Origin of the sequence: Ningiella algicola (assembly GCF_028401415.2) — a bacterium.
In the GTDB taxonomy this organism is placed as follows: Bacteria; Pseudomonadota; Gammaproteobacteria; order Enterobacterales; family Alteromonadaceae; genus Glaciecola.
In genome coordinates, this window is sequence record NZ_CP171821.2 from 309,419 (window position 1) to 335,671 (window position 26,253).

21 protein-coding genes are annotated in these 26,253 nt (G+C 44.1%); 13 read left to right on the forward strand and 8 right to left on the reverse strand.

The annotated features are described in order from the left end of the window. Window positions 1–8: 8 nt before the first annotated feature. Window positions 9–1,874 (reverse strand): signal peptide peptidase SppA, encoded by a 1,866-nt coding sequence (gene sppA / locus PN836_RS01425; RefSeq protein WP_395342679.1) that lies wholly within the window; start codon window positions 1,872–1,874, stop codon window positions 9–11. Between the two features lie 444 nt (window positions 1,875–2,318). On the opposite strand from sppA, the gene PN836_RS01430 reads away from it, so the two are divergent. After that, a complete protein-coding gene (locus PN836_RS01430) occupies window positions 2,319–2,870 on the forward strand; it encodes an NAD(P)H nitroreductase (RefSeq protein WP_395342681.1) in 552 nt (183 codons plus the stop codon). A gap of 56 nt (window positions 2,871–2,926) precedes the next feature. Here the strand turns inward: PN836_RS01430 and PN836_RS01435 are convergent, their stop codons facing one another. The 3 genes from PN836_RS01435 to PN836_RS01445 all read right to left on the reverse strand — a co-directional run bounded on the left by PN836_RS01435 (window position 2,927) and on the right by PN836_RS01445 (window position 6,559). After that, window positions 2,927–4,102 carry a saccharopine dehydrogenase family protein gene (locus tag PN836_RS01435; RefSeq protein ID WP_395342683.1) on the reverse strand — a complete coding sequence of 392 codons (1,176 nt, stop codon included), beginning with the start codon at window positions 4,100–4,102 and terminating at the stop codon, window positions 2,927–2,929. Between the two features lie 152 nt (window positions 4,103–4,254). Beyond that, the gene (pyk, locus tag PN836_RS01440) at window positions 4,255–5,691 is read right to left on the reverse strand and encodes a pyruvate kinase (protein WP_395342684.1); all 1,437 of its coding nucleotides are present in this window, start codon (window positions 5,689–5,691) and stop codon (window positions 4,255–4,257) included. Between the two features lie 13 nt (window positions 5,692–5,704). Beyond that, window positions 5,705–6,559 (reverse strand): MurR/RpiR family transcriptional regulator, encoded by an 855-nt coding sequence (locus PN836_RS01445; RefSeq protein ID WP_395342686.1) that lies wholly within the window; start codon window positions 6,557–6,559, stop codon window positions 5,705–5,707. Between the two features lie 421 nt (window positions 6,560–6,980). Between PN836_RS01445 and zwf the strand changes: the two genes are divergently transcribed. From zwf to PN836_RS01470, 5 genes are all read left to right on the forward strand, one after another. Beyond that, window positions 6,981–8,474, forward strand: a complete 1,494-nt coding sequence (zwf, locus tag PN836_RS01450; RefSeq protein WP_395342688.1) for a glucose-6-phosphate dehydrogenase — start codon at window positions 6,981–6,983, stop codon at window positions 8,472–8,474. 99 nt (window positions 8,475–8,573) lie between these two features. Continuing rightward, window positions 8,574–9,266: a 6-phosphogluconolactonase gene (gene pgl / locus PN836_RS01455; RefSeq protein ID WP_395342690.1), complete on the forward strand. Its 693-nt coding sequence runs from the start codon at window positions 8,574–8,576 to the stop codon at window positions 9,264–9,266. A gap of 73 nt (window positions 9,267–9,339) precedes the next feature. Then, window positions 9,340–11,178 carry a phosphogluconate dehydratase gene (gene edd / locus PN836_RS01460; protein ID WP_395342691.1) on the forward strand — a complete coding sequence of 613 codons (1,839 nt, stop codon included), beginning with the start codon at window positions 9,340–9,342 and terminating at the stop codon, window positions 11,176–11,178. Next, window positions 11,178–12,149, forward strand: coding sequence for a glucokinase (glk, locus tag PN836_RS01465; RefSeq protein WP_395342692.1), 972 nt, complete (start codon window positions 11,178–11,180; stop codon window positions 12,147–12,149). Before edd ends, glk begins: the two co-directional genes overlap by 1 nt. Then, entirely contained in the window at window positions 12,139–12,789 is a 651-nt protein-coding gene (locus PN836_RS01470) for a bifunctional 4-hydroxy-2-oxoglutarate aldolase/2-dehydro-3-deoxy-phosphogluconate aldolase (RefSeq protein ID WP_395342694.1), read from the forward strand. The genes glk and PN836_RS01470 overlap by 11 nt, the downstream gene beginning before the upstream one ends. 54 nt (window positions 12,790–12,843) lie before the next feature. Here PN836_RS01470 and PN836_RS01475 read toward each other — a convergent pair whose 3' ends face one another. After that, window positions 12,844–13,761 (reverse strand): D-hexose-6-phosphate mutarotase, encoded by a 918-nt coding sequence (locus tag PN836_RS01475; protein WP_395342696.1) that lies wholly within the window; start codon window positions 13,759–13,761, stop codon window positions 12,844–12,846. A gap of 107 nt (window positions 13,762–13,868) precedes the next feature. Further along, window positions 13,869–14,864 (reverse strand): type I glyceraldehyde-3-phosphate dehydrogenase, encoded by a 996-nt coding sequence (gene gap / locus PN836_RS01480; protein WP_395342697.1) that lies wholly within the window; start codon window positions 14,862–14,864, stop codon window positions 13,869–13,871. Window positions 14,865–15,224: 360 nt separating this feature from the next. On the opposite strand from gap, the gene malQ reads away from it, so the two are divergent. The 7 genes from malQ to msrB all read left to right on the forward strand — a co-directional run bounded on the left by malQ (window position 15,225) and on the right by msrB (window position 24,311). Then, window positions 15,225–17,435 carry a 4-alpha-glucanotransferase gene (gene malQ / locus PN836_RS01485; RefSeq protein ID WP_395345409.1) on the forward strand — a complete coding sequence of 737 codons (2,211 nt, stop codon included), beginning with the start codon at window positions 15,225–15,227 and terminating at the stop codon, window positions 17,433–17,435. Between the two features lie 133 nt (window positions 17,436–17,568). Beyond that, window positions 17,569–19,836 (forward strand): 1,4-alpha-glucan branching protein GlgB, encoded by a 2,268-nt coding sequence (gene glgB / locus PN836_RS01490; RefSeq protein WP_395342699.1) that lies wholly within the window; start codon window positions 17,569–17,571, stop codon window positions 19,834–19,836. Between the two features lie 82 nt (window positions 19,837–19,918). Further along, entirely contained in the window at window positions 19,919–22,006 is a 2,088-nt protein-coding gene (glgX, locus tag PN836_RS01495) for a glycogen debranching protein GlgX (protein WP_395345412.1), read from the forward strand. A 203-nt stretch (window positions 22,007–22,209) separates the two neighbouring features. Beyond that, window positions 22,210–22,473, forward strand: a complete 264-nt coding sequence (locus PN836_RS01500) for a DUF7218 family protein (RefSeq protein WP_395342702.1) — start codon at window positions 22,210–22,212, stop codon at window positions 22,471–22,473. A gap of 26 nt (window positions 22,474–22,499) precedes the next feature. Further along, entirely contained in the window at window positions 22,500–22,850 is a 351-nt protein-coding gene (locus PN836_RS01505; RefSeq protein ID WP_395342704.1) for an antibiotic biosynthesis monooxygenase, read from the forward strand. 192 nt (window positions 22,851–23,042) lie between these two features. Then, on the forward strand, window positions 23,043–23,834 hold the full coding sequence (locus tag PN836_RS01510) for a hypothetical protein (RefSeq protein WP_395342706.1): 792 nt from the start codon (window positions 23,043–23,045) through the stop codon (window positions 23,832–23,834). 78 nt (window positions 23,835–23,912) lie between these two features. Further along, entirely contained in the window at window positions 23,913–24,311 is a 399-nt protein-coding gene (gene msrB, locus PN836_RS01515) for a peptide-methionine (R)-S-oxide reductase MsrB (protein ID WP_395342708.1), read from the forward strand. A 293-nt stretch (window positions 24,312–24,604) separates the two neighbouring features. Here the strand turns inward: msrB and PN836_RS01520 are convergent, their stop codons facing one another. Together PN836_RS01520 and PN836_RS01525 are read right to left on the reverse strand one after the other, a co-directional pair. Then, window positions 24,605–26,089, reverse strand: a complete 1,485-nt coding sequence (locus tag PN836_RS01520) for an alpha/beta hydrolase-fold protein (protein ID WP_395342710.1) — start codon at window positions 26,087–26,089, stop codon at window positions 24,605–24,607. After that, entirely contained in the window at window positions 26,082–26,228 is a 147-nt protein-coding gene (locus PN836_RS01525) for a hypothetical protein (protein ID WP_395342712.1), read from the reverse strand. Before PN836_RS01525 ends, PN836_RS01520 begins: the two co-directional genes overlap by 8 nt. Window positions 26,229–26,253: the final 25 nt, after the last annotated feature.

Sequence of the window (26,253 nt, forward strand, 5' to 3'; positions counted from 1 at the left end):
ATTAAGCGTCAGTATACCTGACATTCTAAGCACATAACGTAGCTAGACATGGGGTCATTAAGTTTTGTAAAGACTTCTAAATCTTCCTCAACTTCTTGCGCCATTTTCAAAATTGGATGCTCTGGGAAAGAGATATTCATGCCAGATACTGCTAGCTGTGCGTTTTGGAAGAAGTTCTGCCAAAACAGCTCCTGCGGTGATAATTTAGGCGTAATATAGGTGGTTTCAAAATCTTCCATCTGGGCAAGCTCAGCGGCCTTGTTTATTGCAAGCTCAACGTCTCCAAGCTCATCTACCAAACCAAGCTCAAGCGCCTGGGTACCAATCCATACTCTGCCTTGCGCCACTTCATTTACTTGCTCTTTCGTCATGCCTCGCTCGTCGGCCACCAAGGAAATGAATCGGTCGTAGCCTCTCTCTATATTCATTTGAATCAAGCTGGCATACCCTGGATCCAGTGGTCTATCTATGGCAATACCATCAAGCTCGGTCGTGGCCACGCCGTCAGAATTGATACCAAGATAATCAAATGTGTTTTCAAAGGTAGCAAACATGCCAAATATGCCTATTGAGCCGGTAATAGTGCTTGGCTCAGCAATAATATGATCGGCGCTTGCAGAAATCCAATAACCGCCAGATGCCGCTACAGATGCCATAGACGCAACAACAGGCTTGCCCGCATCTTTTAGTAGCTGCACTTCATTTCGAATGACTTCTGATGCAAAGGCACTGCCACCACCTGAGTCCACTTGCAAGACTACGGCTTTGACCGAATCATCCTCACGCGCTTGACGAAGTAACTTGGCAGTGCTGTCGCCGCCAATGGTGCCTGCTTTATGATTCCCGTCTAAGATAGTTCCTCGTGCAACCACCACAGCAACTTTATCGTTATCTGAAGTGACCGTCGGAAGAGGGGGGTTGATAATAGTGGAATAATTATCAAAGGTAATAGAATTATAAGGCTTATCGTCCTTTCCTTCGCCTAACAGTGCTGTCATTTCAGAACGAAACTCATGTCTCGTTCTCAATCCATCTACCCAGCCATTTTGAAGCGCATACTGCGCAAAGTCGCCATCAACTGCTTCAAATTTGGATAGGAAACTATCAAAGGTTTCATCAAAGTTTCCGTCGTCAAAGGGGCGAGCACCCGCTATATCTTCTTTATATTGCAACCAAAGTTCACTCAACCAGGCAATGTTGGCTACTTTCGCCTCTTCTGACATATCATTTCGAATAAAAGGTTCTACTGCTGATTTAAACTTACCCACTTTAAATACATGAGTAGTTGCTTTGAGTTTCTCTAGGCCATCGGCAAAATAAGTGCCATATCGTGCATAACCTTCTATGAGCATGCTGCCCATTGGATGAAGATAAATATTGTCGGCATGCGAGGCTAAATAATATTGATTTCTATCGTAATAGTCGCCAATTGCATAAATGGGTTTCCCCGCTTCTTTAAATACCGTTAAGGCTTGTGAAACGCGTTCCAATTTATCAAGGCCACCGCCACTGAAACCATCTAAGGAGAGAATGATAGCTTCTATTCGACTGTCTTGAGCAGCGTTCTCAATTGACTTAACAAGCTCTCGTACCAAAATTTCAGGGTTTTCAGGTTGCTCTCCCAGCGCTTCTTGGAAAAACTCTTCGGCAGGGTCAACATAGGTTTTTTCAATGACCAAGTTGCCTTTCAAGTTTAATACTAATGCGCTATTGCTAGACACCGTGAGTTTGTCCGAATCTCCGCTGGAGGCTGCTATAATAAGTGCAATTAAAATTCCAAAAAAAAGAACGTTGAAGATAAGACGTCGGCTAAAGTTTAGAGTATTCCAAATTCCGACGAAAATTGCTTTCGTCCAGCTTCTGTTTTCTGACATATTGATAGTACCTTTAAAAATGGTTTTGTAATTTCCCAGTTAAGATTTTACGTCAGCAAGGCTGATGATGTTGGGACAAATTGTAATAGTTTGTAACGATTCAGGATAGTTAACCTGATTCCTGTTTAAGAAACGGCGCTCAGTACCGCTAGAATTGCGAATTACTGCGTTGCAAAAGCCAGCAATAGAATAACTATTACGTGACTTTTGCGCCTTGTACTTCACAATTCTAGCAGCACTGAGTGTACAAATTAATTTAAGCATGCAAAACAAGCGCTTGCACCATTCCTTAAACAGGATTCAGGTTAATTATGATTAGTGACAAGCTCATGCTTTAGATCATCCGTTTATTGTGATGAGGGTTTTGGATGAGTGAATAATGTAAACTCTTCTGAAAAAGTTACGTTTAAACTGCTCATAAGTTGCTGTAATTGAGGTATAACCATGCAAGCTCTAGATTTACTGTTAAACAGAAGCTCTCAACCAAGACTTCAGGCGCCCGCGCCCGAAAGTAGCGCTCTGGAAAATATTCTCAAGTGCGCAGTGCAAGCGCCGGATCACAGATGCTTAAAACCATGGCGCTTTATTGTTTGCACAGGTGAGGGATTGGACAAGCTGGGGCGCATTTTTGAAAAAGCCGCCATCGCCAGAAATGCAGAAGCAAGTTCCGTTGAACGTGCTTCTCAATTGCCGTTTAGAGCACCCATGGTGGTTGTGGCGATTTGTGAATATCAAGCGCACGATAAGGTACCCAGAGTCGAACAGATTGCGTCGACCGCATGTGCTATTCAAGCCATGCAAATGGCTGCAATTGCTCAAGGATTTCAAGGTATGTGGCGAACCGGTAGCTATGCGACTGACGAGACGGTAAAGCGCGCCTTTGACTGCAAAGACGATGATGAAATTGTTGGGTTTTTATATCTTGGAACAAGCGTTCTCAAGCCCATGAACAGGCCCGAGAAAGCGTTTGATAAGCACGTTAGTTACTGGCGCTAAGGTTTCAATGCAAAAAATTACAGCGTGCAATAGTACACGCGAGTGCATAGCTTGATTTACGACTCGATGCTGAATTTTATGCCGGCGTGGGCTTCTAAACGTGCAATGATTTTATCTCCAAAGGCCACGGCAGGCGTATAAAATCCGCCCGTAAGTTCATCTGTTTCATTCGCTAAACATATGGCGCTTTGCGCAATCATTTTTGACGTTGATCCGTAACCCGGGTCTTTATCGCCACTCACGCTTGCTGCGTAAATATTGCCATTACTATGCTCGCCTATAAATAAAATGTCGTAGAAACCATTTTCACGTTCTTCCTTACTTGGTCCTTCGCCTGGCTTTGGACCATCATCTGACCCGAGGGATTTATCATTTGCTACATGATTTGCCATCGCTTCGCCTTTCTCACCCGGTCCCGTCAACAGCATTTCGTCGTATTTGAAGTTCTGTCCGTAAGCGTAATTACTCAACATATTGCTGCGATGCACGTTTTTAGTATTAATAGCTGCCATAATGAAAGGTGCAGCCCACGAGCCCAAAGCTTCATCATAATAGGGCTTATCGCCATTTGGCTGCTCAACACTTACCTTACTATCCGCTAGACAGTATGGGCTGCGCAAAACCTCCATTATTTTTTTATCCGCATATGCAGCTTTCAATGTTGCCTTGAGGCTTGCTGCGGTGCCACCTGAGAAAGTCCCTTGCATTTTTCTTACGCGGCCTTTTATGTATTCTAAGACCTCACCAGACTCTTTTTTAACGTGCTGTTGTAAATAGTAAATGCCCAAGTCAAAAGGAATTGAATCAAAGCCGCATGAAAACACAATTTTAGCGCCCGTGCTTATTGCTTTTTGTTGATAGCGTTCAATCATTTGATGCATCCAAGCAGGCTCGCCGCATAGGTCGACGTAACCTGTACCGTTCTCAACACATGTCTTTAAAAGTGTCTCACCGTACAATTGATATGGTCCGACGGTTGTGAGTATCACCTTACATTGGGTTACGACACTGTTTAAGGCTTCTTCGTCAGCGCTATCCGCTACCAGAAGTTCAACGTGTTCAGCAATATTAAGTTCATGCTTTACGGCCTGTAGTTTCTCTAAATTGCGTCCTGCCATGGCCCATGTGAGGTCTGATGCTTCGGGATATTGCTTATTCAAATATTCGGCGACAAGCTTGCCAGTAAAGCCAGTGGCGCCATACACGATTACATCAAAGATTTGAGTACTCATATTTCATCCAAAGTAGTTTGTGAATAATCTGTAAAGACTTACGCATGGAAAGGCCTAAATGCTCATATTTTTTCGTACGGGGCATAAAAAAGGACGCAAGTGCGTCCTTTTATCATTCGATGTATATCGTGTTGACGATATGAATACCTTGCCTAAGAAACGGTTACGATTTTGCAGGCGTTGGTTGCACCTACCGTTTCCATTTTATCGCCATAAGTCACAATAAATTGGTCACCCACTTCTAAACAATGATTATTTTTCAGTGTTTCCATTAGATCTTTGGTCATTTCACCTGGCGCACTTGTAGTTGAGTCAAAGTACACGGGCGTAACGCCGCGATAGAGTGCCATTGAATTGAGTGTTTCAGCATGGCGCGAAAGCGCAAATATGGGTAGTGAGCTTGTGATACGAGACATGAGTTTAGGTGTAGTGCCACTCTCGGTTAATCCAACAATCGCCTTAATCGAAGACAGGTGATTTGCCGCGTAAACAGCAGACATAGCAATCGTTTCTGTGGTGTTCACAAAGCCTTCGTCAAGTCTATGTTTGGATATTTTAACGCTTGGATGGGTCTCTGCACCCTCACACACTCTTGCCATTGCTTTAACCGTTTCAATTGGAAATGATCCCGCAGCTGTTTCAGCAGAAAGCATCACCGCATCAGTGCCGTCAAGCACAGCGTTCGCAACATCCATGACTTCAGCTCTTGTCGGCATAGGGCTTTCAATCATTGATTCCATCATTTGAGTGGCAGTTATTACAACGCGGTTGAGTTGCCGAGAGCGAGCGATAAGCTTTTTCTGAACCCCGACTAATTCGGCATCGCCTATTTCTACGCCCAAGTCACCACGAGCTACCATTACGGCGTCCGAGGCTTTTATTATGTCATCGATGGCTTCGTCATTAGCAACCGTTTCTGCGCGTTCGACCTTGGCACAAATTTTCGCCATGCAGCCTGCCTCAACGGCAAGCTTGCGAGCATAGTCAAGGTCTGCACCTGAACGAGGGAAACTCACTGCTAAGTAATCCACCTTCATCGCAGCTGCGGTTTTAATGTCTTCCTTGTCTTTAGCCGTCAGGGCTTCGGCAGATAATCCTCCACCCAAACGGTTTATGCCTTTATTGTTCGACAGTTTACCGGCCACTGTTACTTTCGTATGAACTTTGCGGCCTTCTACACGAACAACACGAAGCTGTATACGACCATCATCTAATAACAAGATATCGCCGTCGCTTACATCATCTGGTAACGCTTTATAATCGATGCCAACGGCTGTTTCGTCGCCGTCCAATTTGCCAAGCTCTGCGTCTAAAACGAAGTCTTGGTCGTGTGAGAGAATGACGGAATCATTCTTAAAGCGCGATACTCGAATCTTTGGGCCTTGAAGATCGCCTAATATAGCAACATATTTATTCAATTTTTTTGCCGCGTCTCTTACCCTTTGTGCCCGTGCAATATGGTCTTGGGCTTGACCATGAGAAAAGTTCATTCGCACAACATTGGCGCCTGCTGCGATGATTGCTTCAATCATTTCAATGCTGTCGGTAGCCGGACCAAGGGTGGCTAAGATTTTTGTTCTACGTGACATATTTTATTTTGCCTTAGGTATTTTCTATTCGGTTATAACGGGATCCGCGTAAGGTGTCTTTCACGCGTTTAAGATTTTCGCGAAACTTGTTGCCTCGCCTCAAAGTAAAGCCAGTTGCCAGCACATCAATCAGGGTAAGTTGCGCTACTCGTGATGCCATTGGCATATAAAGGTCGGTATCTTCAGGAACAGATAACGACAAGACATAATTACAGGCTTTCGATAGGGGGCTGCCGGCAGAAGTGATGCCAACTACTGTTGCGTCATTTTCTCGAGCGATATTAGCAACATCGACAAGTGATTTGGTGCGCCCTGTATGGGAAATAAAAATTACGACATCGCCTTCAGTGCTATTCATACAGCTCATTCGCTGCATCAGAATATCGTCAAAATGCACCACAGGCACATTAAAACGGAAAAACTTGTTCACAGCGTCATGTGCTACCGAGGCTGAGGCACCCAAGCCAAAAAAGGAAATTTTTCTAGCTTGCGTGAGTAAGTCAACAACTCTATTGACCATGGCCACATCGACAGATTGACGCGCAACTTCTAAAGACGCCATGGTGGATTCAAAAATTTTATTGGTGTATTCACTAGGGCCGTCAAATTCGTCGACGTGTCGATTAACGTATGGCGTGCCGTTGGCAAGGCTTTGCGCTAAATGGAGCTTGAAATCAGGATAACCTTTCGTATCTAGACGTCGACAAAAGCGATTTACCGTTGGTTCACTCACGTTAGACATTTTTGCCAAAGATGCAATGCTAGAATGAATGGCGACCTGAGGGTTAGCTAAGATAACTTCAGCAACCTTTTTCTCAGATTTACTGAACTCCATCATATCATTTGATATTTTTTCAAGAATATTCATTAACTCGCACTACCCGTCGGTGTGTAATCTTTAAATTGCTTGCTTAAACGTCAGCGCGATGGCTTAGCATGCACAATAAGCTGTAACAATATTACTAATAAAACTATAAATTGCCATATTTGTTGTAACTTTTTGACAAAATACAGTATCTGAAGCAAGGCTAACATACTTTTAACAATTCTGACAGATTCAAAATCTATCTATTTTATGGAGGCACTATCAAAGCACCGTATTTGAAAGACGCCTTATCCCGCATGAATAGCCGAATGATATGAATACGTATGAAATTTTTAAAAAACCATAAAGTGTTGGTGGATTGTGAATAAAATGAGGGAATTTAGTTTGTAATTTTACTACATTTATTGTTTACTATAGCGATTGTAAATAACTGCAAATCTGCATCGCTCATTCGAGGCCAAACATGGTGTCTGACTATAAAAATGAACCCATCGACTTTGTGCTATTTGGCACCAAAGGCGATCTTGCCCGTCGCAAGTTACTCCCGTCTCTTTATCAGCTAGAAAAAGCTGGCTTGTTACACGAAGGCACAAAAATTGTGGGTGTTGCTCGGCAAGACTTTTCAGAGCAAGAATATAAAGAGCTTGTGAAAGATAATATTATCAATTTTTCGGGTGATGAATTATGTAACGACACTTGGGAAACCTTTGTTGCCCGTTTGGCCTATGTAAAGGTGAATATCACAGATATCGAAAACTATGCAGGGCTTTGCGAGCACGTGGATGCAAGCCGCACGATGGTTTGTTACTTTGCCACAGCACCTTCCTTATTTGGTTATATTTGTAAAGGTATGGACAATGCGGGCGTGATTGACGACAGCGTTCGCGTTGTACTTGAAAAGCCTATTGGTCACGATTTAGCATCCTCAAAAGTCATCAACGACCAAGTAGCTGAATACTTTTCTGAAAAACAAATCTATCGGATTGACCATTATCTTGGCAAAGAAACGGTTCTGAACCTTATTGCTTTGCGTTTTGCTAACTCTATTTTTGCCACTAACTGGGATCACAACTGCATTGACCATGTCCAAATAAGTGTCTCTGAATCTGTCGGTATTGAGGGACGCTGGGGCTACTTTGATGACGCAGGTCAAATGCGCGATATGGTGCAAAATCACTTATTACAGATTCTTTCATTGGTCGCCATGGAGCCTCCAACGACCTTAGATGCAGACAGTATTCGTGATGAAAAGCTCAAGGTACTCAAGGCACTGCGTCCAATTAATGCATCCAACATCAAAGATAATGCCGTGAGAGGGCAGTATTCATCAGGTTTCGTATCGGGACATGAAGTGCCTGGTTATTTGGAAGAAGATGATGCGAATCAAAAAAGCCGCACCGAAACCTTTGTTGCTTTAAAAGTTGAAATAGATAACTGGCGCTGGGCTGGCGTGCCGTTTTATTTGCGCACCGGTAAACGCTTACCCACAAAAGTATCTGAAATCGTTATTTATTTTAAGCGTCAGCCTCATAATCTTTTTGGAGAGAGTTTCTCACAACTCCCGCCAAACAAACTTGTCATTCGACTGCAGCCTGAAGAAGGCGTAGAAGTTACCGTCATGAATAAGGTGCCAGGATTAACCAGTACAGGGAGTATGGACTTGCAAAAGTCGAAGCTCGATTTGAGCTTTTCGGAAGAGTTCTCTGACCAACGTATTGCCGACGCATATGAAAAGCTATTGTTAGAAGTCATGATAGGGAATCAAGCACTATTTGTCCGTCGTGACGAAGTTGAGCAAGCATGGACTTGGGCCGACTCTATTATTGAAGCCTGGAAAAATACTAATGAGGGCCCTGAACAGTATCAGGCAGGAACATGGGGCCCCGTATCCTCTATTGGCTTGCTGGCAAAAGAAGGCCGCAGCTGGTACGAGAGTAAAGTGAAAAGAAAGAGTTAGGTAAGCTTAAACAGGATTCAGCTTAGATAGTATTGTGAACGTGGTTCTTTTGCGACATCCGTGGATGTTGGCAACCCTCATTTTTGAAAAGGAAGTAGGATGACAGTCAAACTAGAGCAATTTGACGATAACGATAGCTTGCTATCAGCCTTCAGTCAGCAACTCGCAAGCTTGCTTAAACAAGCAATTAACACAAAAGGTTTTGCCAACATTGCCGTCAGTGGCGGTTCAACACCTAAACCTCTCTTTCAAGCGCTATCAAAAATTTCTTTACCCTGGTCAAAGGTGAACGTGACCCTAGCAGATGAGCGATGGGTTGACGCAAGTCATGAGGCTAGCAACGAGCGCTTGGTTAGAGAAAACCTACTTATTAACGAAGCCGCTGCCGCGAATTTTGTATCGTTAACCACTGCCGATGAAAATGCTGAGGATGCTGAAGCTGCGATATCTTCGCGTCTAGCAGCACTGAATTTACCCTTTGACGTGATTATTCTCGGAATGGGCGAAGACGGCCATACTGCTTCTCTATTTCCGTGCTCAGCGCAGCTTGAAGAAGGCTTTAACTTAAAGCGTAAAGAGTTAGTCATCGCCACTGAGCCGACGACTGCGCCACATCAAAGAATGTCGCTTACGCTTGCCAGTATTATTGCTTCTAACAATGTGTTTTTGCATATTACGGGAGAGAAGAAGAAAAAGGTGTTTGAGGATGCGCTTGCCAATCACAGTGCACTTGAAAAGCCAATTAAGGCAGTGTGCGATGCTTGTGAGCTTAAGCTTGTTTGGGCGCCATAACAATTAAAGTCGCTTTCAAATATGGAAGCGAGTTACGTTTAATATTCCTCGAAAATGAAATGAAGGTGCAACAATGAACCCGATTATTCAAGAAGTAACAGACCGCATTATTGAACGCAGTCAAAAGACGCGTGCGGCTTACTTGAAAAAAATTGAAAAAGCCAGACGTGAAGGCCCTCTTCGCGGTGAGTTATCCTGTGGGAATCTCGCTCATGGCTTTGCTGCGTGCGGTAAAGAAGACAAAGCTGATTTGCGCTCGATGACCAAAGCCAACATAGCGATTGTATCATCATATAACGATATGCTCAGTGCGCATCAGCCATACGAAGACTATCCTCAAAGACTTAAAGAGGCTATCTCACAAGTGGGGAGCGTGGCTCAGTTTGCAGGCGGTGTTCCCGCCATGTGCGATGGGGTAACGCAAGGCAATGCGGGCATGGAGTTGAGTTTAATGAGTCGCGATAATATTGCGATGGGGGCTGCGATTGCACTTTCTCACAATATGTTCGACGGCGCTCTGATGCTCGGCATTTGCGATAAAATCGTCCCTGGCTTATTGCTTGGAGGATTAAGTTTCGGCCATTTACCCACCGTGTTTGTGCCGGCAGGGCCCATGCCTTCTGGATTGCCAAACAAAGAAAAAGCGAGAGTTAGACAAGCATTCGCGGAGGGCAAAGCTGACAGAGAGGCGTTACTCGAAGCTGAATCTCAGTCTTACCACAGTGCGGGAACCTGCACTTTTTACGGCACTGCCAATTCAAATCAGTTGGTGGTTGAATTAATGGGCCTACATCTTCCCGGATCATCCTTTGTCAACCCAGGAACACAATTGCGTGATGCGCTTACCGCAGCGGCGGGTAGGCAAGTAACTCGTCTTACTGACTTAGGCGATAATTACACCCCTATCGGTCATATTGTTGATGCAAAATCCATGATCAATGGTCTGGTTGGTTTGTTGGCAACAGGTGGCTCAACAAACCACACTATGCATTTAATTGCAGTAGCCAAAGCCGCAGGTTTAATTATTAATTGGGATGATTTTTCAGACATTTCTCGAGCAACGCCATTAATTACGCGAATTTATCCAAATGGCTCTGCAGATATCAATCACTTCACTGCAGCCGGGGGCATGTCATTATTATTCAAGCAATTGCGCGATAAAGGGCTTATTCATAATGATGTCACCACTATTTGTGGAAAGGGTTTGGATCAGTATACAAAAGAGCCGAAGCTTAAGGACGGTGAATTAACCTGGGAAGATGGAGCAGCGGAGTCTTTCGATAAGACGGTATTTGCAGATATCGATGAGCCTTTCAAACCCGATGGGGGTTTGTCTGTACTTCATGGTAACTTGGGGCGGGCGGTGATTAAAACCTCAGCATTGCGTCAACCAACTTGTCATATTAAAGCGCCCGCAGTGGTGTTTGAAGACCAATATGCGCTTGATGAGGCATTTAGATCAGGTGATTTGAATAAAGATTGTGTTGTGGTCGTGCGTTTTCAGGGCCCTGCAGCTATTGGCATGCCAGAGTTGCACAGATTAACGCCACCACTTGGCGTATTGCAAGACCGGGGTTATCAAGTGGCTTTAGTAACGGACGGACGTATGTCCGGCGCTTCAGGTAAAGTGCCCGCTGCGATTCATTTAACGCCCGAAGCATACAAAGGCGGCTTGATTAACAAAGTGAAATCCGGTGACATTATTGAAATCGATACCACTACCAATGCCATAACCTTGCATGTGAGTGAAGAAGAGCTCGCTAGCCGACAAGCCCAAGTCATGGATTTATATGACAGTCATTACGGCATGGGGCGCGAATTGTTCTCCGGTATGCGTTCAACATTAACCGGCGCGGAAGAGGGCGCATGTTCATTGTTTGTGACCACAGAGCAAGAGGGCGGAGTGCACTAATGCAAGGTTTAAAGTTTGTCGCCGATGTAGGCGGCACAAACATTCGCTTGGCGATGGTCGAAAACGGGCGAATCTCGCTCATCAAAAAGTATTTATGCAAAGACTTTGAAAGTATCGACGATGCCATTATTCACTTTCAAAATGAGGTCACAGATCAGGCTTTCGTCGCGGGGTGCATTGCGATTGCCTGCCCTGTGAACGATGATATTGTGACCATGACTAATCATACCTGGGCATTTTCGATATCGGCTCTTAAAGCTCACTTATCGCTTGCGCATTTATTTGTGATAAATGACTTCACTGCAGTCGCCCACTCATTACCGACTCTGAATCATAAGCAGGTTGTACAAATTGGTGAAGGGCATGCACTAGAGCATGGCAATATCGCAGTGTTTGGTCCTGGAACAGGGCTTGGGGTTGAACACCTTACCTATACCGACGGCGGTTGGCACACTCTCGATGGCGAGGGCGGGCACGTTGACTTCGCTCCTACAGAGGAAGATGACTTGATCATTTGGCAGTATCTGTACAAGAAATTTGGTCGAGCCTCTGCAGAAGAAGTGCTATCAGGGCGAGGTATTGTCAATATTTATCGCGCATTTTGCGAACACGAGGGTGACTCGCCAAAATTAAGCGAACCCTCTGAAGTGACATCTGCGGGGCTGGATAATACTGACAAGCATGCTCGAAAAGCGATTACGCAGTTTTGCCAGATTATGGGTAGCTTTGCTGGCAATTTAGCGGTCAATTTACGAACCACGGGTGGCGTATTTATAGGCGGTGGAATTGCAACTCGTTTACAAGATTTCTTTGTAAAAAGTCGATTCAGAGAAAAATTTGAGGCCAAAGGCGATATGGCTCACTACGTAAAAAACATGCCCACCTACATGATTAACGAGCCTGATCACGGCTTGTTAGGCGCGCTAGCTTTCTTAACTCAACAAACACAGAGACTACAAAATGATGAATAACTGGCAACATACATCTGCAGAAATATTTAATCAGGGGCCAGTCGTTCCAGTATTGGTAATCGAGCGGGTCGAAGATGCGCTTCCTATTGCCGAAGCACTTCTTAAAGGCGGTATTAACGTGCTTGAGGTTACCTTGCGTACTTCTGCCGCCATGGAAATCATCGAGACCATTGCGGCAAATATGCCAGACGCATTTATAGGTGCAGGCACCGTAACCAATCGTCAGCAGCTTAAAGCGGTGACAGATGCTGGCGCGAAATTTGCGATTAGTCCAGGATTAACGGCTGATTTACTCGACGCAGGTAAAAAAGGCAGCATTCCTTTAATTCCTGGCGTGTCCAATATTTCAGATTTAATGAAAGCAAACGACGCAGGCTATGATCACCTTAAGTTTTTCCCTGCCGAAGCAGCAGGCGGCGTGCAGGCGCTAAAATCTATCGGTGGGCCTTTTCCAAATACCGTATTTTGTCCAACAGGTGGTATTGGACCCAATAATTACAAAGACTATCTGGCGCTCAAAAACGTAAAGTGTGTGGGTGGTTCATGGGTGGCTCCAAATGAAGCGATTGAAGATCAAGACTGGCAATCTATAACAGAACTTGCGAAAACTGCCGTAGAGAGCGTAAAGGCCAATCCTTAGTGTTCGCAGCAGCTGCGAAAACGCCGTCAATACTCAGCCCGCATTGTGCGGGCTTTACTTTATCACCTGCCTAAGCACATGGCTCTGACCAGGCATAAGCTCAATGGCTGGCTCTACCGCAGCTTCAATACAAAGCATCTTTAAATAGCCTAAGTCTGGCATGTCAGCCATGCTTATGCTTTTTTCTTTCCACGGATTCCAGACGACTAAGCCATTGTGTCCGGCATTTTCAATACTGACCACAGGTTTATTTGGGTCTGATTGTGAATATAACTCAATTCGTTCATTGTCGGCCTTACTTTCAATAGCATGCACTCGGTCAACCTCAGCATCAATCAAATAAGGGATGGGACAGGGATTGTTTTGAGAATCATTGACCTTGTCGTAGTACGGGGAGTCAATGCCTCGTATGCAGATGTCATGAATGTTTTCAAGGGCAAAATAACTATGAAGCGCCGCAGAAAAATAGCAGCTCTTTTGTTCATAATTACTTTTTTTGAACGTGGTGATAAGTTCAATTGTGCACTGGCGAGAGATATTAATAATAAGCTTGGCGTCAAGCATTTCGGGGTATTTATGCATGCCTATTTGCGTTGGCTTAAGCGAAATAATCGAGTCTGCTATATTGCCAGTTTGATCTTTCACTTCCCTACATGAATCGATTTGCCAATACTGCGTTCGTACAAATCCATGAGAGGGGGCTTCAACGATAGATTTATGAGCACTAAACCATGGCCAGATAATAGGAACGCCACCACGAATCGGTGTTTTTCCATCAAATATCGCGCGCTCACTCAACCACAACCGCTCTCTACCATCGCACAAAGGTGTGAACGACAACAAGTGCGCGCCAAACAAAGATAGGCTTGCAACCGCCGCACTGTTTTCGATATGAACGACATGACCTTGTTCGCCAAATTGTGCGCGCATTGAGGTCATTGAATCAAGCTTGTGTAACTGGAGTTCCTGCATTTTTCGCCTTCAGCAGTGTCGCATCTGAATATTAGATAGTCTCTATCTACAAAAAAAGCGACCAATTGAGCCGCTTTTATAAACACCAAAGTAGGTTTGCTGGAGACTTACTCGCTGATGTGAGCGACTAAGTCCAACACTCGATTAGAGTAACCCATTTCGTTGTCATACCAAGAAACGAATTTCACGAAGGTATCGGTTAATGCGATCCCAGCTTTCGCATCCACTATAGATGAACGTTTATCACCAATAAAGTCTTGCGATACAACATCATCTTCTGTGTAACCTAAAATGCCTTGAAGTTCCCCTTCAGACGCCGCCTTTAACGCTGCACAAATTTCTTCATAGCTTGCTGCTTTTTCAAGGTTCACTGTAAGATCAACAACCGACACATCAGCTGTCGGTACACGCATTGCCATACCGGTGAGTTTGCCATTAAGGCTTGGAATGACCTTGCCAACCGCTTTTGCAGCGCCAGTAGAGGACGGAATAATGTTTTGCAGAGCGCCGCGACCGCCTCGCCAGTCTTTAGTAGATGGACCATCGACCGTTTTCTGCGTAGCAGTGGTTGCATGTACGGTTGTCATTAAGCCATCTTTAATACCGAAACTATCATGTAACACTTTTGCAAGCGGCGCTAGGCAGTTAGTTGTGCAAGACGCATTTGAGACGATTTGCTCGCCTGCATAATCGCTGTGGTTTACTCCCATAACAAACATTGGCGTATCGTCTTTTGAGGGGGCAGATAACACAACTTTCTTAGCGCCTGCTTGAATGTGCTTCTGTGCTGTTTCCTTAGTTAAAAACAGACCCGTAGACTCTACTACCACATCTACGTTTGCATCGCCCCAAGCAAGGTTTGCTGGGTCACGTTCGCTTGTCACTCTTACTGCATTTCCATTGACAATGAGTTGACCATCTTTTACTTGAACGTCCCCATCGAAAGGTCCATGCGTGGAATCATATTTTAGCATGTATGCAATGTAATCTAAGTCTAATAAGTCGTTGACTGCAACTACATTAATATCCGAACGTTCAGCGGCTGCCCGCAATACTAGTCGCCCAATACGCCCAAATCCATTGATTCCAAGATTAATTGCCATGTCTGTTCACCTCTGTAGTCACTTAAAGTCTTATCACACTTGTTTTAACATATGTACTTGTACTCTTTTTCAAGCAATGATGCCGTGTAATTAAATTACGAAATTATTGCGATATGAAAACACAAAAAGCGAAGATAGTCTATTTTATGTTGTTAAATTACAAAGTTGTTAATGCGCTTGTTAAATTTTATAAGCACTTTTTTACTCCTTGCAATCGTATTCAGCTTTTGCCTTCGTTGATAATGGCAAAGGCTTTATGAATAATGCGCAATAGACACAAGCCCTTGGCTTTTCAGGAACGCATGCATGCTCGAGCAAAAACAAACATTGGTGAAGCAAATAACCCCCTCGCCAACACCAATATCAAGTGACACTTTAAACGCATTAATTGCGCATAGAGGGATAGGCACCGATTTCATAGATGCATGGGGCAACCCTGCCAAAATCTCACAGCGCAACCAAGAAAAGCTGTTAAAAACCCTTGGTTACCCAATCGATGATGAGCTTGCACTTAGCGTACAGTTAGACGAAGAAGCTATCGGTGAGTGGCAATCGCCGCTTAATCCAGTTTATGTGTTTAGAAGTGGAGATGCGTTTTCACTGCTCGTTCGCTGCAGTATTGGTGATGCGGCCGAAAATCACAGCTTAAACGTCGTGACGGAAAGCTCACTAAAGCATAACCTGCGATTTTCTCCAGTAGACGGAGAACTTTTGGCAAGCGAAGAAATCGACGGTCTTGAATGGCATCAATATCTGCTGAGTTTTCCCCTTGAACTAGATTTGGGTTATCACAATGCATCTCTATTTCGTTTGAGCGATGGCAAGCGCAAAAAGATAGCTAGCACCAAGATAATTGTTGCTCCAAAACGTTGCTACATACCTAAATCCATAGAGCAGGGCGAGAAGTATTGGGGATTTTCTGTTCAACTCTACTGTTTGCGAAGCCAGAGAAACTGGGGCGTCGGAGATTTCACAGATTTGAGCTTTTTGGCTGAAAATGCCGCCAACTTCGGTGCTGATTTCATTGGATTAAATCCCATCCATCAGTTGTATCCAGCCAACCCAGACGCATGTTCCCCATATGGTCCTAGTTCGCGTCGATGGATTAACTATATCTACATTGATGTTGAAAAATTGGAGTGTTTTGATAGCAAGGCAGTGCAGTCATGGCTTAACGCTAATAATGTAGAAGAAACCTTGCGAGATCTGCGCGAGAAAGACTGGGTCGACTATGAAGGCGTAAGTAAAGTTAAGCTAGATGCCCTTAAACAGATATTTAAGGTGTATCAGAGTGAGTACTTAAGCAAAAACACGAAACAGCATAAAGCCTTCACAGAATTTGTGGAGCAAGGTGGCGAGAGTCTTCACGGTCTGGCCATTTTTGAAGCGATTCAGTTTCATCTTAAAGAAGAAGGAAAAGAGTACTGGGGATGGCCAGTCTTTCCAGAGCAATATAAAAGCTGTGATTCGCCGGCTGTTAAGCGTTTTGCTAAACGTTATGCAGATGAAGTCACATTTTTTAAATATCTACAGTTCCAAGCTCAGCGCCAATTTGACCAAGCTAGCAAAGCCGCCGTTGACGCCGGTATGAAAGTTGGCTTGTATCGCGATTTAGCTGTTGGAGTGAGTGACGGAAGCGCTGAAATTTGGAGCAATAAGGAGCTCTACTGCACAGATGTCAGTGTTGGTGCGCCCCCCGATATTCTTGGGCCTTTAGGCCAAAAGTGGGGACTTCCCCCAATGGATCCTCAGCAGCTAGTGCAACAGGCTTATCAGCCTATTATCGATTTGTTTGCTTCGAATATGAAAAGCTCTGGTGCGCTTAGAATAGATCACGCAATGGCCTTACTCAGACTTTGGTGGGTCCACAACGAAGACGACGCCAGCGAGGGAGTATATGTAAACTATCCTGTTGACGACTTGCTTGCTATTTTAGCTCTAGAGAGCCAGCGCAATCAGTCTTTAGTGATTGGGGAAGACCTTGGCACGGTGCCGGAAGCTATTCGCGATAAACTTAAGGAGAACGGCGTCTACAGTTATCGCGTGTTCTTTTTTGAACAAGCCAAGGACGGTGGTTTTTATTCACCCTCACATTATCCTGAACAATCAATGGCAACCCTAACAACCCATGACATGCCCACATTAATTGGTTATTGGCACTGCGATGATTTAAATCTAGGCCGCGAATTGGGCGTTTATCCCGATGATACAGTGCTACAAACTCTGTTTGATGCAAGGCATGACTACAAGCAAGCTATTTTAGATACACTGCACGGCCATCATTCCATATCTGATCACATCAGTCGGGATGTCAATCACGTGGGCATGACACAAGCCTTAAATTTTGGTATGCAAAAACACATGGCAACAGGCTCTAGCGCTTTGCTCAGTCTGCAGTTAGAGGATTGGCTTGAGATGGATAAGCCTGTGAATATTCCCGGCACGTTTAACGAGTATCCAAACTGGAAGCGAAAGCTAACACGCAATCTTGAAGAGATTTTTAGTCGCGGTGACTTAAAACAGTTAGGAGCAGATTTGACTGAGCGCAGAAAGCGGGCAAGTCATTCTTAGAAAAATGTGTTAGCGTATTTAGGGCGCGTTGTTTTTTGCCAAACACTTTGTGTTTACAAGCGCTTGGTAAAAAACAACGCGCTTTATAGTACAAAACTTGAGCTAGACACCCTAAAGGAAGAAATAAGCGCCTATGCAACTACCCCATATCGCACACGAAATACTCCACTGCAATTGCGCTTCGCCTTTTAGTTTTCTAGGGCCTCAAACTCTCGATACAGACACTTTGGATGTAAACTTATACCTACCTTTTGCTACATCTGTGAAATTACTTGATGCGTCTGGTGAAAAGGTCTTTGCCGAAGCGGTGCATCTTGACGGGGGCTTATTTAAAGCCTCAATTAAACCAAGCGAGATGCAATATCCTTATCAAGTTCGCGTTATTTACAAAAATAATGACCAAAATGAATGTGCTGAGCACAGCGGCAGTGATGAGTCTCAGGAACATGAACACTGCTATTTTGATCCTTATCAATTCACCTCAGAGGCTTACCACGCAGTACATTTTATTGATCACGCACCTGAGAATATATATCAACAGGCCGGCGCACAACTCGTTAGTGCGAAGGTTAATAGTAATGTAAAAGACACAATTGACGGCGTTCGCTTTGCTGTATTTGCACCTAATGCGAGCGCCGTATCCGTTATCGGTGACTTTAACGCTTGGAACAGAGCACAACATCCTATGCAAAAAACCGATATGGGGTATTGGGTTTTATTTATTCCCGGCATCGGCGCAGGTGCAAAATACAAATATGCGATCAAAGATATGCACGGTCATTCACTGGCCGATAAATCCGACCCCATCGGATTTCAGCAGGAGCAATACCCGTCTCATGCTTCCGTAGTGTTTGACCACGGTGCGTATCAGTGGAATGACGCTAAATGGTTTGAGCATAAGGGTAAGTGCGATGAGGAGGTGCGAAGTAGAGCCTATCATCAACCCATGAGTATATATGAAGTCCATCTTGGCTCCTGGAAGCGACCAGATAGTCCCGAGCATGAGTATTTGAACTATCATCAGCTTGCCGACGAGTTAGTGGATTATGCAAAAAGTATGTCGTATACGCATATTGAGGTTTTGCCGGTTTCGGAGTTTCCGTTTGACGGCAGTTGGGGTTATCAACCGGTTGGACTATTTGCACCCACAAGTCGCTTTGGTGATGCAGATGATTTTAAGTATTTTGTTGACCAGTGTCATCAGCAGGGTATAGGCGTCATTATTGATTGGGTGCCTGCGCATTTTCCAGAAGACCCACACGGACTCGCCAAATTCGATGGTACGCATGTTTATGAGTATGAAGATCCACGAAAAGGATGGCATCCGGATTGGAACTCTTGCATTTATGACTTTGGTAAGGACACAGTGCGCCAATTTTTAGTAGGAAATGCTCTGTATTGGTTCGATAAGTTCCATGTGGATGCAATAAGAGTAGACGCGGTTGCGTCCATGCTCTATTTGGACTATTCGCGAAATCATGGAGAGTGGATCCCGAATGTGGATGGCAGTAACCATAATTACGAGGCCATTAGTCTATTGCAGTGGATGAACACTGAGGTTTACAAGCATTATCCTCACGCCTTAACCATTGCTGAAGAGTCAACCTCGTTTGCAGGCGTATCACGTCCGGTCTCTAACGGCGGTTTGGGTTTTGGGTTTAAATGGAATATGGGCTGGATGCACGATTCTCTGAGCTACATTGAAAAAGACCCCGCATACCGAAAATATCATCATGGTGAGTTAACCTTCAGTATGGTATATGCGTATGACGAAAATTTCGTACTGCCTATTTCCCATGACGAAGTGGTGCATGGCAAAGGTAGCATGCTTGAAAAAATGCCAGGTGATGAGTGGCAAAAATTTGCTAATTTACGTGCTTTCTATGGTTTTATGTTTGGACATCCAGGTAAAAAATTGCAATTCATGGGTAACGAATTTGCCCAGCCTAATGAATGGAACCATGACGCTCAGCTTCGTTGGGACGTTTTGAACCATCCAATGCATGCCGGCATTCACCAGCTATATCGTGACCTCAACAAGGCGTATTGCGAGCGCACAGCGCTGCATCAGCTCGACCATCAGCAAGCTGGATTCAGATGGGGCGATTTGCATAATTCTGAGCAGTCTATTGTGTCCTTTGTTCGCTCGGATGAAGAAAACCAACAAAGTGTATTGGTGGTGTGTAATTTTACGCCCGTCCCTCATGATAATATGCGATTTGGCGTGAGCAAAGCTGGACAGTATAAAACCATCATCAATACTGATGAGGCAGACTATGGTGGAAGTGGGTACCCTTGCGATCGTGTTGTCAATTCCGAAGACACTGGGTTTCATGACATGTCGTACAGTGTCGCGATAAATGTACCCCCTTTATGCACAATCATGTTTGTGTGTGAATAGGAAATAGCTTCGAGAACGAGCCCTCAATGCGTCAATAACAAGGTATCAATAAAACGTGAGTCAACAAATTGCGTTCAGCAGTATGAATCCCTTTGAATTAACAATGGGAGAGATGTATCCCTCAGGTGCCAACTTGGATGATAGTGGCTGCAACTTTTCATTTTATTGCCCTGATGCTGAAGAAGTGTTTGTGTGCTTGTTTGATAAACATGAACAGGCGATTGCGCAGATACCGCTTTCTCAGCGAGTGCAGTCAAGATGGTTTGGGTACATAAAAAATGTTAAAGAAGGCCAATTGTATGGTGTTCGCGTTAGGCCAAAAGCGAATAAAACTCTGGCGCCGTTTTCACTCGAAAAACTCCTCATAGACCCTTATGCAAAGGCACTAAGTCGCCCTATCAACTGGTCGCGAGACACCTACAGAAATGACTCACATAGAATGGTTCCTAAAGCGCTCGTGCAACAGCACGAAAGTACAGGAAAATACGAGCCCCTAACCGTTGCTCCTGAGGATCGCATTGTGTACGAAGCGCATGTTCGTGGGCTTACCATGTTGCATCCTGATGTTCCTGAGCAGCAAAAAGGCACCTATGCAGGCGCGGCTCACCCCAGCGTGATTAAACACCTTAAAGAGTTAGGCGTAACCTCTATTCAGTTTTTACCATTAATGGCATTTATGCCAGAACCCTTTGCCACTGAAAAAGGCTTGACTAACTATTGGGGATACAACCCAATTAACTTTTTTGCGCCAGAACCTCGCTATGCGCAAGTAAATTCTGACAAGGCTGCACCGAATAATGCCTTCAACGAATGTCGCGAAATGCTCAAAGCGTATCGTGATGCAGGCTTTGAAATCATCTTAGATGTGGTTTTTAATCATACTGCCGAATCAGGACATGGCGGACCGGTCTTAAGTTTTAAGGGAATGTGCGCAAGCCATGCTTATCTGTTAGAGCATATTGATGAAGCAGAGCAGCCAGAATACATTAATTATTCCGGATGCGGCAATACAGTGAAAGTGAGCGATACCTTCATGCAAACTCTTATTTTGGATGCCATGCGCTATTGGGTGTCAGATATGGGGGTAAGTGGTTTTCGATTTGATTTGGCGGCAACACTTGGCAGAGAACTTTACGAGTATCGACGCAACGCTAGCTTGTTCAAAATGATTCAGCAAGATCCTATTTTAAAACGCTGCGTGTTTATTGCAGAACCTTGGGATCTAGGACCTGGTGGTTACCAACTGGGGCATTTCCCAGCGACATGGCTGGAGGTAAACGATAAGTTCAGGGATTGCGTTCGGGGCTTTTGGCGCGGTGACAAGGATTTAAAAGGGGAGTTTGCCACTCGTTTGCTGGGCTCTCGCGATGTGTTTAAAAAGAGTAAGCGACCGATGTCGGCTAGCGTGAATAATGTCACTTATCATGATGGTTATACCCTTCACGATTTAGTGTCGTATGAGCAAAAGCACAATCAAGCCAATTTGGAAGATAATCGAGACGGACATAATCACAATTTATCCCGGAATTATGGGGTCGAAGGGGAGACCCAAAACCCTCAAATTATCAATCTTCGCGAGCAACAAAAGCGCAATTTGTTTGCCACACTTGTGCTTAGCCAAGGTACTCCGCATATTTTAGGCGGAGATGAGCTTAGTCGGACGCAAAAAGGTAATAACAATGCCTACTGTCAAGACAATGAAATTAACTATTTGCACTGGGATTTAAACGAGCGGCAAACGCGCTTCTTAGCATTCTGTCGTTACCTCATCAAATTGCGCCAATCTCACAGCCTGCTTAAACAAATGCACTTTTCAGATGATCAATTCACTAACCATGAAAACATTGAAATGGCAGATTGGTATCGACGTGATGGCAGTCACAAACGCGATATAGACTGGGTAAATCACGAGCATCATTGCTTTGCTTTGCATATCTCAGGCTTTGAAGACGCAGAGCACCAAAAACAGCGTCAACAATGGGTATTTTGTATCAACAGTGCAAACGCATCCAAACAATTTTCGCTTCAGGTGCTTGAATCTAATGCGGGCGCTACGTGGCAGTGCATGTTAGATACCGCGCTCGACAATCAATCGCAATGTAGAGATGAGCCCATAAGCGCGGTGTTTGATATGCCCGCTTATAGCATGCGACTTTACATGGCGAATTGAGATAACTGCGCGCGTGAACAATATCACTTAGCATCAATCCTATATCTTAAGAGCGTCTAAGACTTGGTCTTGTTGCGGTTGCCATCACGATAAGCCATGTAGCTTACGCCATCGCAGGTTATTTAAGGCAAGCAATTTTGAGCTGTTTTCAAAACGTTCGCGTATCCATCCAACATTCCGCGGTATCTATTAGGTAAATTGTCATGGCGCAAGACCATGGGGCTTCGATAAAAAATGACGCTACCTATGAGGCACTCAGAGAGCAGGGTGCAAGTAAGGAAAAAGCAGCAAGAATAGCCAACGCACAGGAGAATGACTCGCAAAACCCGAGTAAAAAAGGCGGTGAAAGTTCGAAATATGAAGAGCGAAGCAAAAAAGAGCTTTATTCCTTAGCGCAAGACTTAGATATTGATGGCCGCAGCCAGATGTCAAAGGAAGCGCTGATAAAAGCGTTGCGTAAGCACTAAATTCACTAACATCATAGGATAACTCAATGGTAAGAATTAACGACCAGCTATACATTCAAATTGTGCGTATTTCATTTGAATCAAAAAAGGCGCAATTATTGGCCGACACCGTTCAGGAACACTTGTCAGATTGGATTTCAAAGTGCTCTGGATTTATCAGTGCCAATCTTCATGTTAGCGCAGATGGGAAAAAAATGATCAACTACGCACAATGGCGAGATAAAGATAGCTTTGATGCGTTTTTAAACCACGAAAAACAAGCGGAACTAAAAGACGCTATACAGTCACAAAACCCAAGTAAAGCAGAAGCTGACCAGTTTGAGTTAGTCGCTCAGCAAAGCATCGAAGATGAATTTTGGTCGAAGTCACGAATATAGATTTCAAGGAGGCAATTTCAAGCTTTATCGAATTTGCAGTGCGCTGTAATAAATACCGGTGGGGCATATTTTCTTCGAAAGCACTGGCTTAAATCCTTTCTTATTGTCACTAAAGTTATATGGCCTAATTTATGAACTTTGTAAGAAGTTGCTAAGTCAGAGAGCTTTATTAATTAATCAGTAAGTTCGCTTTTGTACGCCAAATCTATTGATCACAATATCGATATAGATGAGTCATGTAACACTCGTCAGCCCGTTAAAAAGCGCACACGCACAAGTATTCCTATTGTTATCGCCTCAGTGCTACTGCACACTTTAGTGATATATGTCATCTTCGCAGTTCATAAGCACCATAAGCAACTCCAGCTACCAGAAGACAAGAATAGCAAAGCTTTGAACAGCTATTTGATTATAAGAGCGCCAAAAGTAGCGGAACCTGAAACTAAAACGCTTCCAATTGAGCTTTCTCAAGCGTCAAACCAGCGTCTAAGTGAGCTTGAGACGGCTGAGAAACCGCTTGATGCAGCGGCGGAAGAGCGGGCAAGTGACGCAATTGATGCAACGGCAAATCTAATTGAGCAAGTTGAAGCTGAGCCCGCCGAGTCAAACTCAAATCTTGAAATACTCACAAACAAAAGCGATGTTTCAAGTGCTGAAATGGCCAAGCTGAAGTTAAAAAATATACACAGCGCCGCAGAACAGTTTTTTCAGCAGCAAGAACAGTCTGCTGTATCAAAGATGGCGGGTGAAGCTTCTCGGAAATTTCAGGAGGAAAAAAATCAAGTCTTGATCGATACCTCACCAAAAATGAGCGTGGAAGAGCGAGAAGCATTACTGCGTAAAATAGAGGTAGACTGCACAAATGCTAAGAAAAAGGGCATGATGATTATTATGGGGGTTTTGGGCGGAACAGTTGAATGTAGAAGTCATAGTAACTTTCAAGAATATATCGACAAACACCTTAACAAGGAAAGCAGAAGATAAAGCGTCATCTGGTAATTTGATATTTTTTCAATGATCAAACGTAAGCATAGCAATCGCTTTTCCAGATACAGGTACAACATGTCTGAATCACAAGACTTAAAAAATGACGAACTTTATAAAGATAAACTCAACGCGGAAGAATTCCGAGTCACCCGCCAGGCTGGCACGGAACGTCCCTATACCGGTGAGTACCTCGACAATAAAGCAACGGGTAACTATCTATGTAAGTGTTGCGGCGCCAAACTCTTTGATTCAGACGCTAAATTTGATTCTGGCTGTGGTTGGCCGTCTTTTTTTGAACAAAGTGAAGAGGCTAACGTCATTTATCGACCAGACAACAGCTTAGGTATGTCTCGCATTGAAATTGTGTGCAAGCACTGCGAAGCGCATTTAGGCCATGTGTTTGATGATGGGCCCGCGCCCTCCAATAAGCGCTATTGTGTCAACTCTGTGTCGCTCTCGTTTACGCCTGAATAATAGGATTCAGGTTAAATAACCTCAACTCGGGATAAGCGATAGCGCCAAGCAGCGCTAAAAACGCGAATTACTGCGTTGCAAAAGCGAGCAATAGAATAACTATTACGTCTCTTTTGCGCCTTGCACTTCACGTTTTTATCACTACTTGGTGACAATTTATTTAAATACATCGTTGAAACAAACAGTTGCACTATCGCTTATCCCGAGTTGAGGTTAAATAATATTCACCCGTTAAAATGGCGGTAAGCGCGTAGCAGAAAAAAACAGCAGTACGATTGCCCAAAACGAAAAAGCTAGGTTGTCTTTTTCGTTTGCTCATATCGTTCACTCATTTTTGAAATGGTATATTTCCTCATTTCGAGCGAGTCAAAGTCACAGTGACCAATGCCACGCTCCCAGCGAAATTCGGCGTCTGATGTTGGTTCGTTTGTTCGTTTCAACATTTCTTCAAACAATACCATCGCGTTATTTAGATAAAAATTATCCATATCGCCCATCCAGATATGGAGTTTGCCTTGCAGTTTATTACCAAGCTTTTTCCAGTTGCTTTCGGTATATTCATTTAAGTCGTATTTTTTCCAGGCACTGGCAACGTTTTTATCAATTTTGCCTGTGTTTGGGTCCCAAATCGGCATGGGTAAACCATCTTCCCCTTTGGGGCTGTATACCGCATTCCAACCACCCCACTGGCCTCCAGAGGTGGTATAGCTATTGCCTCTGCCCATCGTGTTTTCCATCATAATTTCATGTTTGATTGAAAATATGATGTCACCGTCTTTTTGCCTGTAAGAGGGGCGCTCTTGGTCGTGCGAATTAAAAAACGCATTGTCGTCATTGTAAATATCAACCAATTGAAAAAAGTTAAAGTCAACACCATCAGCACTGTAAGACCAAGCGCCGTTAAAAATATCAGGATAGTAAATTTGTAAGGCAAGACTTACCCAGCCTCCGGTGGAGCAGCCGCTTACGAATCTGCCTTCCATGGTGTCGACCATGTTAAAATTTTGGCTTAAATAAGGCAGAAGCTCTCCCCATGTGGCGTCGCCATATGGGCCATTGTTGGCGGAGTTTATTTGATATGGGTCACCGAAAGGGGCCTCGCCGTCTAGAAATACGATGATCATTTGTGGGGTGTCGTCGTCATTCCAGTAGGCTTGAAAAGCTTCGTCATTATACAGTCGCTCTGCGCGTGTATATCTGGACCCATAGCCTCCAATGTCGAAAAATACAGGAAACCGCGCCAGAGGGTTGTCAAAATAGGTCCTAGGCAAAATAAGCCCTGCTCGCAAAAAGATATCTTGGTCCCAAAATTCTGATAGGGTTTTGCTCTTAAATTTCACAAATTTCAAATGCCGTTGCTGCTCAGGAAGGCTATCTGCTGGAATTCGTTGGTGTAAATGAAGCGACAACACAGTTGATTCGGACGAATTTATTGCGACTTTTTGAATGTTGGAATAGGCATTATTCGGTGAATTAATGCCAGAGTGAATGGTATTGGTATCGTACACAGCTTGAACATACCATTCTCCTTCAGGCAGTTCAGATAATGTTTCATACGGGAAACCGACTAAGTTACTAACTTGAATTGTCGAGCGGTTTTGCAAGCTTTCTAAATCAACGGCATAAAGCGGTTCAACGCCTTTAACTGGCCATGCGCTATAGAGTCGAGGCTCTAGGTCATCGGAGCGGGAGAATACAATGTATAATCTTCCTTGAGGCAAAGGCTTTGTCGACACTTCCTCGCTAAGAGTAATTTGTATCTCGCTGACATTAGCCAACGCGATAGCTTGGCACAACAATGTGCTTAGACAGAAAAAAGTCGTCAATATTAGTCTGTTGACCCATACTTTCATTAGCGTTACCCCTGAACCAAATCTCCTCAGCATCATAGCTTAAAAACACATCAATAATGAACAATGATAATCGCACGCCTTTCGCTTGA

What these genes read in the sequence shown, in the direction of transcription:
- sppA (WP_395342679.1), bottom strand. Translation starts at nt 1,874, where the DNA reads ATGTCAGAAAACAGAAGCTGGACGAAAGCAATTTTCGTCGGAATTTGG.
- PN836_RS01430 (WP_395342681.1), top strand. Translation starts at nt 2,319, where the DNA reads ATGCAAGCTCTAGATTTACTGTTAAACAGAAGCTCTCAACCAAGACTT.
- PN836_RS01435 (WP_395342683.1), bottom strand. Translation starts at nt 4,102, where the DNA reads ATGAGTACTCAAATCTTTGATGTAATCGTGTATGGCGCCACTGGCTTT.
- pyk (WP_395342684.1), bottom strand. Translation starts at nt 5,691, where the DNA reads ATGTCACGTAGAACAAAAATCTTAGCCACCCTTGGTCCGGCTACCGAC.
- PN836_RS01445 (WP_395342686.1), bottom strand. Translation starts at nt 6,559, where the DNA reads ATGAATATTCTTGAAAAAATATCAAATGATATGATGGAGTTCAGTAAA.
- zwf (WP_395342688.1), top strand. Translation starts at nt 6,981, where the DNA reads ATGGTGTCTGACTATAAAAATGAACCCATCGACTTTGTGCTATTTGGC.
- pgl (WP_395342690.1), top strand. Translation starts at nt 8,574, where the DNA reads ATGACAGTCAAACTAGAGCAATTTGACGATAACGATAGCTTGCTATCA.
- edd (WP_395342691.1), top strand. Translation starts at nt 9,340, where the DNA reads ATGAACCCGATTATTCAAGAAGTAACAGACCGCATTATTGAACGCAGT.
- glk (WP_395342692.1), top strand. Translation starts at nt 11,178, where the DNA reads ATGCAAGGTTTAAAGTTTGTCGCCGATGTAGGCGGCACAAACATTCGC.
- PN836_RS01470 (WP_395342694.1), top strand. Translation starts at nt 12,139, where the DNA reads ATGATGAATAACTGGCAACATACATCTGCAGAAATATTTAATCAGGGG.
- PN836_RS01475 (WP_395342696.1), bottom strand. Translation starts at nt 13,761, where the DNA reads ATGCAGGAACTCCAGTTACACAAGCTTGATTCAATGACCTCAATGCGC.
- gap (WP_395342697.1), bottom strand. Translation starts at nt 14,864, where the DNA reads ATGGCAATTAATCTTGGAATCAATGGATTTGGGCGTATTGGGCGACTA.
- glgB (WP_395342699.1), top strand. Translation starts at nt 17,569, where the DNA reads ATGCAACTACCCCATATCGCACACGAAATACTCCACTGCAATTGCGCT.
- glgX (WP_395345412.1), top strand. Translation starts at nt 19,919, where the DNA reads ATGAATCCCTTTGAATTAACAATGGGAGAGATGTATCCCTCAGGTGCC.
- PN836_RS01500 (WP_395342702.1), top strand. Translation starts at nt 22,210, where the DNA reads ATGGCGCAAGACCATGGGGCTTCGATAAAAAATGACGCTACCTATGAG.
- PN836_RS01505 (WP_395342704.1), top strand. Translation starts at nt 22,500, where the DNA reads ATGGTAAGAATTAACGACCAGCTATACATTCAAATTGTGCGTATTTCA.
- msrB (WP_395342708.1), top strand. Translation starts at nt 23,913, where the DNA reads ATGTCTGAATCACAAGACTTAAAAAATGACGAACTTTATAAAGATAAA.